This is a genomic window from Nonomuraea sp. NPDC048881 (assembly GCF_040649795.1).
Taxonomy (GTDB): domain Bacteria; phylum Actinomycetota; class Actinomycetes; order Streptosporangiales; family Streptosporangiaceae; genus Nonomuraea.
On the sequence record NZ_JBEZGC010000019.1, the window covers coordinates 169,633 to 180,954 of the forward strand.

Here is an 11,322-nt window from a genome sequence, read left to right on the forward strand (position 1 = left end):
CCAGCTCCGGTTTCGGGAGGTTACGTAATGCCCCGCAGATTTGCCCTGCTCTCCATCCTCACCCTCGCCACCGGGAGCATCGCCCTGCTCCCCGGCACCGCGGCCCAGGCCGGCGCGGCACCCCGTCCCGCCCAGCACGCCGCCGCGGACTCGACGTCCGAGCAACGGCAGGTCACGCGGTACTGGACCGAGGCCCGCATGGAGAGCGCGCAGCCGCTCGACCTGCCCGCGCCCAAGAACGGCGGGAAGGCGGCCCAGGGCGCGGTGGCCGAGCCCGGCGAGCCCGGCGGCGGCACCCCCTGGCAGGCGCCGCCCACCGGCGACCGGGACGACGGGCGGCAGCTCCGGTCGGCCAACAGCTCCGGCGCTCCCTGGAGCGGCGGCGGCGCCGTCGTGAAGACCACCGGCCGGGTCTTCTTCACCTACCAGGGACGCAGCGCCTCGTGCTCGGGCTCGGCGGTGACCAGCGCGAACAAGAGCGTGGTGCTGACCGCCGGCCACTGCGTCAAGCTCGGCGGCGCCTTCCACACCAACTGGGTGTTCGTGCCCGGCTACGCCGCCGGCCAGCGCCCCTTCGGCACCTGGCCGGCCGCCAAGCTGCTGACCACCCCCCAGTGGAACGCCAGTGAGGACGTCAACTTCGACGTGGCCGCCGCCGTGGTGGCCCAGGTGGACGGCAAAAGCCTGGTGGACGTCGTCGGCGGCCAGGGCGTGGCCTTCAACCAGCCGCGTGGCCGGCAGATGTACTCCTTCGGCTACCCGGCCGCCGCCCCCTACGACGGCTCGAAGCTCATCTACTGCAACGGCCGCACGTTCGACGACTTCCTGCTCTCCGACGACCTCGGCCTGACCTGCGACATGACCGGCGGCGCGAGCGGCGGCCCGTGGATGCTGAATTTCGACGAGTCGACCGGTCTCGGCACGCAGAACTCGGTCAACAGCTTCAAATACAACTTCGCCCCCAACTGGATGTTCGGCCCGTATTTCGGAAACGAAGCACAGGCCGTTTACCAAGCAGCGCAAACCACCGGCGCACTCTGATCAATTTACGGAAAGTAGCCGCAAGAACACACGTCGTGGTGCACACTCGGGGGCCATGACCCTGAGCACCTCCCTGCTTGCGGCCGCCCCGCTGATCGCGGGACTGACGGGACCGGCGATCCTCGGCGCGGTCCCCGGCCAGCACCAGGTCGATCGTCCCGCCGTCGAGCACGCCGTCGAGCACACCGCGGCCCGGCGGAGCATGGTGGTCGAGCACGAGGCCGCGCGGAGCGACGCCGAGCAGCGGCGCGTGCTCGGCTACTGGACCCCGCAGCGCATGGCGGCGGCCCTGCCCATCGGTCTGCTCGACTCCGTGACCGACGGCGACGGCCTGCTCGGCGGCCTGACCGGGCGCGGCGGGGCGCAGGCGAAGCCCGGCGGGTCCGGCGGGTCCGGCGGCCGTACCGAGATCAACGTCGGCCGCCGGCACCAGGCGTCGTCCCGGCCCCAGGCCAGCACGATCGGCGCGCGCTGGAGCACCGGCGGAGCCGTGACCAGGACCACCGGGCGGGTGTTCCTGACGCTGGCGGGCGCCGACTTCGTCTGCTCGGCCAGCACGGTCACCAGCGCCAGCAAAGACCTCGTCGTCACCGCCGGCCACTGCGTCAAGGACGGCGCCGGCGAATGGGCCCAGAACTGGACGTTCGTCCCCGGCTACGGCAGGGGCGGCGAGCAGCCCTACGGCCAGTACGCGGCCCGCCGCATGTTCGTCTCCGCCCCCTGGTCGCGCTCCGGCGACGACAACCACGACGTCGGCATGGTCGCCCTGGCCACCTCGGGCGGGCGGCACGTCGCCGACGTGGTGGGCACCCAGGACATCGCCTTCAACACCCCGCGCGGCGGCCAGACCTACGGCTTCGGCTACCCGGCCGACCCGCCCTACGACGGCGACCAGCTCGTCTACTGCGCCGGGCGGCTGCGCGACGACCCGTACAAGCAGACACACGACCAGGGGCTGGGCTGCGCCATGACCGCCGGGTCGAGCGGCGGCCCCTGGCTGTCCGGCTTCGACCCGATGACCGGCCGCGGCACGGTCACCTCGCTGAGCAGCTTCAAGTACAGCGACGACCAGCACACCATGTACGGCCCGTACTTCGGCCAGGCCGCCAGGACGGTCTACGCCACGGCCGAACGCGCCTGAAAGGCCACCGCCGAACGCGCCTGAAAAACGGTGCCGGACGCGCCTGAAATGCGGTGCCGAACGCGCCTGAGAAACGGCGCCGGACACACGACCGCCCCGCGCCGGGGAGGCGCGGGGCGGGCCGGGAGCTACAGCGACAGGCCGGTGAGCACCATGACCTTCTCGTAGGTCAGGTCCTCCATGGCCGAGTGCAGGCCCTCGCGGCCGATGCCGGAGTCCTTCACGCCGCCGTACGGCATCTGGTCGGCCCGGTACGACGGCACGTCGCCGATGATCACGCCGCCGACCTCCAGCTCGCGGTTGGCCTTGAAGGCGGCGTCCAGGGAGCGGGTGAAGACGCCGGCCTGGAGGCCGTACTTGGAGTCGTTCACCATGGCGTACGCCTCGTCGATCGACGCGGCCGGCTGGAGGATCATGACCGGCCCGAAGACCTCCTCGCAGGCCACCTTGGCGTCGTGCGGGACGTCGGCCAGCACGGTCGGCGCGACCGTGGCGCCCTCGCGGGTGCCACCGGCCAGGACGCGGGCGCCGGCGGCGACCGCCTCACGCACCCACTGCTCCACCCGCTCGGCGGCGGCCTCCGACACCAGCGGCCCGACCTGGGTCTTCTCGTCGGCCGGGTCACCCGTGACGAGTGCGCCCACGGCCGGCAGCAGCCGCTCGACGAACGCGTCGTAGACCGGCTGCTCGACGATCACCCGCTGGACGGCGATGCAGCTCTGACCGGCCTGGTAGTTGGAGAACAGGGCGATGCGCTGCGCGGCCCAGTCGAGGTCGGCGTCGGCCAGCACGACGGCCGCGGCGTTGCCGCCCAGTTCCAGGGTCACGTGCTTGCGCGGCACCTGGTCGGCGATGGCGTAGCCGACGGGCGCGGAGCCGGTGAAGGAGACCACGGGCAGGCGGGGGTCGTCGACGAGGGCGGCGGCGCGCTCGTTCTGCACGGGCAGCACCGAGAACATGCCCGCGGGCAGGTCGGTCTCGGCCAGGATCTCGCCGAGAACCAGCGAGGACAGCGGCGTGGCCGGCGCGGGCTTGACGATGATCGGGGCGCCGACGGCGATGGCGGGCGCGACCTTGTGGGCGACCAGGTTCAGCGGGAAGTTGAACGGGGTGATCGCCAGCACCGGGCCCTTGGGCACGCGGGAGACGTAGGCGAGACGGCCCGCGGCGGCCGGCTCGGTGTCGAGCCGCTGCACCTGGCCGGACCAGCGGCGGGCCTCCTCGGCGGCGAAACGGAACGTGGAGATGGCGCGGTTGACCTCGCCGCGCGCCCAGAAGATCGGCTTGCCGTTCTCGGCGGTGATCAGGTGGGCGATCTCGTCGGCCCGCTCGGCCAGCCGGCGCGAGACGTGGGCCAGGGCCTCGGCACGTACGTGCACGGGCAGCGCGGCGGCCTCGCGCGAGACCGCGTGAGCGGCCGCGACGGCCTCCTCGACCTGAGCATCGGTCGGTACGGAGTACCGGCCGACCGCACGACCGTCATGGGGGTTGGTCACGGTGAGATCGGTTTCGCCGGTGGCGGGCCGGCCGGCAAGCCAGAAGGTACGCACGTCCATACCCACGACGTTATGCCAAGCGGGAGTCCGGGGATTTACACCACGGTGCACAAGACTCCCATGAGCGCTCACCGTTAAGTACAAGCCCTGGTGTATACCCATGATGTAACAGAAGTAGACCCAATTCGGGATGTTTACCATGCGGAGTGGTTTGAGCGATCTCCGCCATGGCTAAGTCATCGGGTGCGGGTCTCCAGCGCGGTGGGCCCCCGATCAGAAAGGCGTGGGCCCCGTGACCGAGCAACGTGAGGTCACAAGGACACTGAGCTCCTTGGTCGCTGGGGAGGTCGCATGACCTCGACCCCGCTGGGCCTGCAGGGCGCCTACCTGCTGGGCGAGCGCGCCACCCACGACGAACTCCGTTCCCGCCTGCTCGACGTGGCGGTGAACCTGCTTCAGAGCGAGGGTCCCGACAGTCTGACCATGCGCAGAATCGCGGCCGAGGCCGGCTGCACGACGACCGTCATCTACACGATGTTCGGCAACCGGGAGGGCCTGGCCGAGGCGCTGTATCTGGAGGGTTTCGAGCGTTTCCGCCGCTTTCTCGAAGCGGTCCCGCAGCGGCGCAACCCGCTGGAGTACCTGACCGCGCTCGGCCCCGCCTACCGGCAGGCGTGCCTGTCCGAGCCGGGCTACTACAACCTGATGTTCGAACGGGCCATCCCCGGTTTCGAGCCCAGCGAGCGGGCCAGGACGCTCGCCCGCGCGGCGCTGAACATCCTCGACCGGGTGATCGCCGACTGCATCTCCGCCGGCTACCTGACGCCGACCCAGCCGCGCAAGATCGCCGACGCGCTCTGGGCCGCCGCGCAGGGCGCGATCAGCCTGGAACGGGCCGGCCACCTGCGGGACGACCGCACGTACGAGGCGGTCACCCTGGCCACGATCTGCTGCTACCTGGTGGACAAGGACAGCCTGCCCTCGGCCCCCGGCCGCTGAAACACCCGCGGTCCAGCGGTGGGCCCAGCGGCGGGGTCAGCGGCGGGCCGCCTCCAGGGCGAGCCACAGCTCGGCGCGTACGCCCGGGTCGTCGAGGTCGCGGCCGAGGAGTTCGGCGACGCGCCGCATGCGGTAGCGCAGGGTGTGCCGGTGGACGCCGAGCCGCTGGGCGGCGGCGTCCCAGTGGCCGTTGCTGTCGAGGTAGGCGCGCAGCGACTCGACCAGGTCGGCGCGGGATCCGTACGCGGTGAGCGGGGCCAGCAGCGCGCAGGAGAAGGCGCGCAGAGTGTCGGCGTCCAGCAGCGCGAGCAGGCCCTGCCCGGCCAGGTCGGCGAAGCGCGTCACGCCGCCGTCGCTGTGGGCCAGCGCGCGGCGTGCCTGGTCGAGCGCGTCGCGCAGGCCGTCGTAGCGGCAGGGCGAGCTCAACCCGACCGGCCCCTCCACCTCCCGCGCCACCTTCTCCGCGCCCCCCTCGGACACCAGGCAGACACTCACCGGCTCCCCGCCTTGAACCCCGCCACCCCTCCCCCTGCCGCCACCACCGTGACCGCCGCCGGAACCATCGCCGTGAGCGCCGCCCTGAGCGCCACCGTGACCGCCGCCGGAACCATCGCCGTGAGCGCCGCCTTGAGCACCGCCGAGACCGCCGGTGCCGTCGTCGAGGAGCGCTGTGAAGCCGTGCGGTTCCAGGGTCTCCAGGGCGGCCGCGCCCGCCGCCAGGACCACCAGCGGCTCGCCGGGCAGCCGCGCGCCGAGCGTGCCGGCCACCGCCCGCGCCTGCTCGACCGCCCCGCCGAGCAGCAGTTCCAGCACGGCCGAGCGGAGCCGCCGACCGGCCTCCCGCTGGGCCCTGCCCTGCTCCATGGCGAGCGTGAGCAGCGAGCCGGCGGCGTTGATCACCGTGTGGGTCACCGGCGAGAACGGCTTGCGAGCGCCGACCGCGAAGAAGCCGCGCGGCCGTGGACCGCCGCCGAGCGGCTGGATCACGACGTGCTCGTCCGGCCCGGACAACGCGAGACTCGCCGGCACCCGCTCACCGGCCTGGACCGCACCGCGCCTCCGCGCCCCGACCGGCACGCCGGCGCCCACCCGCTGCCCAGCCTGGCCACCACCCCGCACGCCTTCCCCACCCGGCACGCCACCGCGCACCCGCTCACCGCCCTGCCCCGCGGTGGCGGCGGGCTCGCCCGTGAGCGGGCGCTCTGCTCCGGCGGTCTGGTCGGGCTGGGGTCCTGCCGGGCCGCCCGCGCGCAGCCGGCGCAGCTCGGCCACCACGACCGGCACGTCGGCCCCCGGCGTGGCGTGCCGGACCTCGCCCGTCTCGTCGAGCAGCGCCGCCCAGCCGTCGATCTCCTTGGCCACCCGGTCGATGACCGCGTGCATGCCCTCCGGACGCAGCGCCGCCCGGGTCAGCCGCCCCTGCGCGGCGAAGGCGCGGGTGATCTCGTCGTACTGCTCGGCCGCGAGCAGCTCGCTGACCACCTTGCCGATGGCGATGAACGGCGTCTCGCGCGGCACCTCGAACAGCGGCAGCCCCGCCTCGTCGGCGGCCGCGACCAGGGCGGCCGGGACGTGCTCGTGGGAGAGCCCGACGCCGAAGCCGAGCCCGGCCACCTCACGGCCCACCAGCCGGGCGACATATCCGGAGAAGTCGCCTTCCAGGCGGATCCCGGTCGTCAGCAGCAGCTCCGAGCCCTCAAGGAACGGCGTCGGGTCCTCCAGCTCGCTGACCGCCACCCAGCGCACCTCCGCGTCGAGCGCTCCGGCGGCCCCCGCGCCCGCCAGCTGACGCAACTTCATCCGTCGCGCCACGGTGCGTAGCGAAGGTGCCATACGAGTTTGTCCATTCCGGCAAAGGCGAGCACCCCCAGTGTGCCATATCGACGTATCGGCCCAGGTCGGAGCCCGACGTAGCGTCGAGCCCATGAGCATTCCCCAGGAGCGGCGCGTCGTGACCGCGATCCCAGGCCCCAAGTCGCAGGAGCTGCTGGCCCGCAAGCAGGCCGCCGTCCCCTCCGGCATCGGCACCACGCTGCCGGTCTTCGTCACCCGCGCCGGCGGCGGCATCCTCCAGGACGCCGACGGGAACTCTCTGATCGACTTCGGCTCCGGCATCGCCGTGACGAACGTGGGCAACTCCGCGCCGAAGGTCGTCGAGCGCGTCCAGAAGCAGGTGGCCGACTTCACCCACACCTGTTTCATGGTCACCCCGTACGAGTCGTACGTGCAGGTCTGCGAGAAGCTCAACGAGCTGACCCCCGGCGACCACGACAAGCGCACCTTCCTGGTGAACTCCGGCGCCGAGGCCGTCGAGAACGCCGTCAAGGTGGCCCGGCACGCCACCGGCAGGCAGGCCGTCGTGGTGTTCGACCACGGCTACCACGGCCGCACGCTGCTCTCGATGACCATGACCGCCAAGAACATGCCGTACAAGCAGGGCTTCGGCCCGTACGCGCCCGAGGTGTACCGGGTGCCGCTGGCCTACCCGTTCCGCTGGCCGACGGGCGCGGACAACTGCGCGGAGGAGGCCGCCGCGCAGGCCATCGACCAGATCAACAAGCAGGTCGGGGCGGAGAACGTGGCCGCCGTGGTGATCGAGCCGATCGCCGGCGAGGGCGGTTTCATCGTCCCGGCCAGGGGCTTCCTGCCGCGGATCGCCGAGTTCTGCCGGGCGAACGGCATCGTCTTCGTGGCCGACGAGGTCCAGACCGGCTTCGCGCGTACCGGTGACCTGTTCGCCTGCGAGGACGAGGGCGTCGTCCCCGACATCATCTGCACCGCCAAGGGCATCGCGGGCGGCCTGCCGCTGGCCGCCGTGACCGGCCGCGCCGACCTGATGGACCACGTGCACGTCGGCGGCCTGGGCGGCACGTACGGCGGCAACCCGCTGGCCTGCGAGGCCGCGCTCGGCGTCCTGGAGACGATCGAGTCGGAGGACCTGGTCGCCAAGGCCCGCCGCATCGGCGAGATCATGCTCCCCCGTCTCCGCTCGCTCCAGGAGCGGTTCCCGGCGATCGGCGACGTGCGCGGACGCGGCGCGATGATCGCGATCGAGCTGGTCGAGCCGGGCACGAAGAACCCGGACCCGGCGGCCGTCCAGGAGATCGTCAAGCGCTGCCACGCCGAGGGCCTGGTGGTCCTGACCGCCGGCACGTATGGCAACGTGCTGCGCTTCCTGCCCCCGCTGGTCATGCCCGAGCACCTGCTTGAGGAGGGCCTGGGGATCCTGGAGAAGGCCATCTCCGCTCTATAGCAAAGACCGAAAAATCGGGCATCCAGCTTGCGGCTGGATGCCCGATTTTGTGTGTGTAACGCAGGTCACTCGGGTAGAGAATTCACCCTGGCTTGACGCTCAGCTAGACGATCACGGCCTCGGTCAGGGTTATAACGGATCCGGACATGCGGAGGGGCGATGGCAGCTGGGAGCGTGATGAACTGGGGTCCCACCAGAACGGCACGGAGTATGTTGACGTTCGACCCTGAGGGCCTGACGCCGGCCCAGCGCGACGGCGACGCCTGCGTGGTGTGCCACAAGAGGTGGCCGCGGCCCCGGGTCCGGGTCGGCAAACTGCCCGACAACTCCTCCGTGCTCGCCTGCACCGAATGCGCCGAGGCGCTCCTGCCCGCTCCCATGGCGACCGTGGTGGCCTTCCCCGGCCGCTAGACCGGCCGTCAGTCACGACCGTCAGGCCGCCGCGGCCGTCTCGCGCAGGCCCCACGGCGAGCCGTACTCGCGCAGCAGGTCGAGGAACGGCACCGCGTCGAACGCCTCGGGGCCGAGCACGCCCTCGCCCTTCCACACCCCGGTCGCCACCAGCTCCAGCGCGACGACCGGATGGATCGCCGTCTGCCACACGACGGCCTGGGAGCCGTACTCCCGCATCGACCACTCGTTGTCCACCACGTGGTACAGGTACACCTCGCGCGGCGAGCCGTCCTTGCCGGTGCCCTTGACCCACGTGCCCGCGCAGGTCTTGCCGCGCATGCGGGCGCCCAGCGTCGCCGGGTCCGGCAGGCTCGCGGCGACCATGTCGCGCGGCGCCACCTCCGCCCCGCCCACCCTGATCTTGTCGGCGCTGTCCAGGCCCAGCTTGCGCAGCGTCTTGAGCACGCCGATGAACTCCTCACCGAGCCCGTACTTGAACGTCACCCGCCGCGCCGGGATCCACCTCGGGACGAGCAGCACCTCCTCGTGCTCGACGTTCACGCACTCCACGGGCCCGATGCCGTCGGGGAAGTCGAACACCTCGGGCTCGCTGAACGGCTCGGTGGTGCGCCACTGCCCGTCCTCCCAGACGACGGGCGGGTTCAGGCACTCCTCGATCGTGGTCCAGATGGAGAACGTGGGCGCGAAGTCGTAGCCGTCCACGACGAGGTTGGCGCCGTCCCTGATGCCGATCTCGTCGATCTCGTCGAACAGGTGGTCGGCGGCGTAGCGGGCGAACACGTCCGCGAGCCCCGGCTCGACGCCCATGCCGACCAGCGCGAGCCGGCCCGCGCCGCGCCACTCGCCGTCGCGCTCGAACTGCCGGTCCCCCAGCTTCACCCCGGGCTTGCGGTACGGCTCGCGCGGATGCGGCTTCGACAACGACATCGCCATGTCCAGGTAGTGGGCCCCGGCCTCCAGGGCGGCCTCGAACAGCGGCATCGTGAAGCGCGGATCGACCGCGTTGAACAGCACGTCACATCGGTGCTCCCGGAGCGCCGCGGCGACCTGGGCCCGGTCGGAGGCGTCCAGCTGGATGGCGGTGAAGCGGGGGTCGTCCACGGCGGCGACGGCGCGGGCCGCCCGGCTCTGTTGGGAGTCGGCCACCACGATGTGTTCGTAGAAATGGCGGCGGGCGGCGATGGGCACCACGGCGGAGCCGACGCCTCCGGCGCCGACAAGAAGGATTCTCATGGAGAGAACATACTCACTGACTGGTCATTCAGTCGAATTTTCGCACCGACGAGTCCCAGAACCTGACGCTTTTCAGCCCGGAAACAGCGAGACGCCGTGGACGTCCTTCAGCCCGGAAACAGCGAGACGCCGTGGACGTCCTTCAGCCCGGAGACGGCGAGACGCCGTGGACGTCCTTCAGCCCGGAGACGGCGAGACGCCCCGGGACAGGGGGGAAGGCCCGGGGCGTCTCAGCAGGCGCACCCGGGGGAAGGCGCGCCCGCGATGGGGTCGAGCGGGGGCGGAGATCTCACCTACTCGGCGAGTTCGGCCCACCGTTTCCCCCAGACGGCATAATCAGTGCATTCCCCGTCCTCGCCGCGGCAACCGCCCGGCGGCCGGACGGCGAAGGCGATCCGGTCGAGCCGCTTGGGGTCGTCGGCGCCGTACAGGTCGCAGATCGACTTGGCCCGGCCCTTGCACGCCTTGTCGTTGGCCGGCGCGAGCCCCACCCAGGCGGCCGCGTCGCGCTGGGCGTCGGCCGCGGTCATCCAGGTCAGCCAGCGGTAGGCGCAGGTGGTGTCGGGCAGGTTGGCGCCGAGCATCCAGGAGTCGAGCCAGCCGGTGGCCGTCTTGGCGCCGACCGTCCGGACCGGCTTGCCGGCCTTCTGCAGCAGCAGGCGATAGTACGGTGTGGCCTGCGCGTAATCCAGCGACCCGGTGGCGAAGCCCTTGATCAGGTCGATCGGCTTGCGCCAGTAGGTGCGCTCCTTCTGCCGCCCGAGCAACGCCATGGCCCGGTCGAGCTGCTCCTGGCTCAGCTCGTACGGGTCCTTGACGGTGGCGTCGGTCAGCGCGGCGTCGGCGATGGTCAGCGGGGTGTCGCGGAGCGCGGCCCGGCCGGAGGCGAACACCTGGCTCATGCTCGCGTCCTTGACCCTGGCCGAGTCGTAGATGAACTCGTGGTACCCCCACAGGAACGGCACGCCGTAGACCTTGCCGGACACCTTCGTCATGTCGCGGAAACGCTCGTTCAGGTCGTCGTAGCCGCTCACCTTGGCCGGGTCGATCGGCTGCACCAGCTTGCGCGTGATCAGGTCGCCCGCCAGCGCCGGGCCCGCCGAGATCAGGTCGTACGGGCGCTCGGCGGCCGCGACGGCCCGCTCCATCTCCTCGGCGGTGCGGACGGTGTCGACGCGGGCCAGGCGGCAGCCGGTCTCCTTCTCGAAGGAGCCGACCCAGTTGGCCTTGGAGCTGAGGCCGCCGTACTCGGCGTAGCCGCGGTAGGTGAGGATCTGCAGCGTGCCGTCGCTCTGGGTGGCCGTGGGCGACGGCGTGGCCGACGGGGTCGGCTTCGGGCTGGGCTTGGCGGCCGGCTGTGTTGCCTGCTGAGCCGCCTGCCCGGCAGCCGAGGACACCGCTCCCGTGCCGGCGACCAGCGCCGCCGCGGCCAGCGCCACGGCGGATATGCGACGGCGTCTCACGATGTCCCCCCTTGTCCGTTGCGCTGGAGCTTACCGGGGACGGGACCGGGAGGGACGCCGGTCCCTCCCGGCCGTGAGTCGTGAGTTACCCGTTCGTGGGGAAGCCGAGGTTCACACCGCCGTGGGACGGGTCCAGCCAACGCGAGGTCACCACCTTGCCCCGCGTGTAGAACTGCACCCCCTCGGCGCCGTGCACATGCGTGTCACCGAACAACGACGACTTCCACCCGCCGAAACTGTAGAACGCCATCGGCACCGGGATCGGCACGTTGATCCCGACCA

At 71.7% G+C, this 11,322-nt stretch carries 9 protein-coding genes and 1 pseudogene; 5 read left to right on the forward strand and 5 right to left on the reverse strand.

The window, feature by feature from the left end; translation table 11 throughout:
* Positions 1-27: 27 nt before the first annotated feature.
* Both AB0C33_RS42155 and AB0C33_RS42160 read left to right on the forward strand, forming a co-directional pair.
* Positions 28-1,041, forward strand: coding sequence for a peptidase (locus AB0C33_RS42155; protein WP_358298622.1), 1,014 nt, complete (start codon positions 28-30; stop codon positions 1,039-1,041).
* 55 nt (positions 1,042-1,096) lie between these two features.
* Positions 1,097-2,182: a trypsin-like serine protease gene (locus AB0C33_RS42160; protein ID WP_358298624.1), complete on the forward strand. Its 1,086-nt coding sequence runs from the start codon at positions 1,097-1,099 to the stop codon at positions 2,180-2,182.
* Between the two features lie 128 nt (positions 2,183-2,310).
* On the opposite strand, the gene AB0C33_RS42165 is transcribed toward AB0C33_RS42160, so the two are convergent.
* Positions 2,311-3,738 carry an aldehyde dehydrogenase family protein gene (locus AB0C33_RS42165; protein ID WP_358298626.1) on the reverse strand — a complete coding sequence of 476 codons (1,428 nt, stop codon included), beginning with the start codon at positions 3,736-3,738 and terminating at the stop codon, positions 2,311-2,313.
* 291 nt (positions 3,739-4,029) lie between these two features.
* Between AB0C33_RS42165 and AB0C33_RS42170 the strand changes: the two genes are divergently transcribed.
* On the forward strand, positions 4,030-4,677 hold the full coding sequence (locus AB0C33_RS42170) for a TetR/AcrR family transcriptional regulator (protein WP_352362964.1): 648 nt from the start codon (positions 4,030-4,032) through the stop codon (positions 4,675-4,677).
* Positions 4,678-4,713: 36 nt separating this feature from the next.
* Here the strand turns inward: AB0C33_RS42170 and AB0C33_RS42175 are convergent, their stop codons facing one another.
* Positions 4,714-6,477, reverse strand: a complete 1,764-nt coding sequence (locus AB0C33_RS42175; RefSeq protein ID WP_358298628.1) for a PucR family transcriptional regulator — start codon at positions 6,475-6,477, stop codon at positions 4,714-4,716.
* Between the two features lie 124 nt (positions 6,478-6,601).
* Between AB0C33_RS42175 and gabT the strand changes: the two genes are divergently transcribed.
* Complete coding sequence (gabT, locus tag AB0C33_RS42180; RefSeq protein ID WP_358298630.1) at positions 6,602-7,930, forward strand: 4-aminobutyrate--2-oxoglutarate transaminase; 1,329 nt, start codon at positions 6,602-6,604, stop codon at positions 7,928-7,930.
* Between the two features lie 210 nt (positions 7,931-8,140).
* Positions 8,141-8,341 (forward strand): hypothetical protein, encoded by a 201-nt coding sequence (locus AB0C33_RS42185; RefSeq protein WP_352362958.1) that lies wholly within the window; start codon positions 8,141-8,143, stop codon positions 8,339-8,341.
* A 21-nt stretch (positions 8,342-8,362) separates the two neighbouring features.
* Here AB0C33_RS42185 and AB0C33_RS42190 read toward each other — a convergent pair whose 3' ends face one another.
* The 3 genes and pseudogenes from AB0C33_RS42190 to AB0C33_RS42200 form a co-directional block, all read right to left on the reverse strand.
* Entirely contained in the window at positions 8,363-9,577 is a 1,215-nt protein-coding gene (locus AB0C33_RS42190) for a saccharopine dehydrogenase C-terminal domain-containing protein (protein WP_352362956.1), read from the reverse strand.
* A gap of 293 nt (positions 9,578-9,870) precedes the next feature.
* Positions 9,871-11,040 carry an extracellular solute-binding protein gene (locus tag AB0C33_RS42195; protein WP_358298632.1) on the reverse strand — a complete coding sequence of 390 codons (1,170 nt, stop codon included), beginning with the start codon at positions 11,038-11,040 and terminating at the stop codon, positions 9,871-9,873.
* A gap of 85 nt (positions 11,041-11,125) precedes the next feature.
* A pseudogene (locus tag AB0C33_RS42200) lies at positions 11,126-11,322 on the reverse strand (methylmalonate-semialdehyde dehydrogenase (CoA acylating)); the annotation flags it as partial.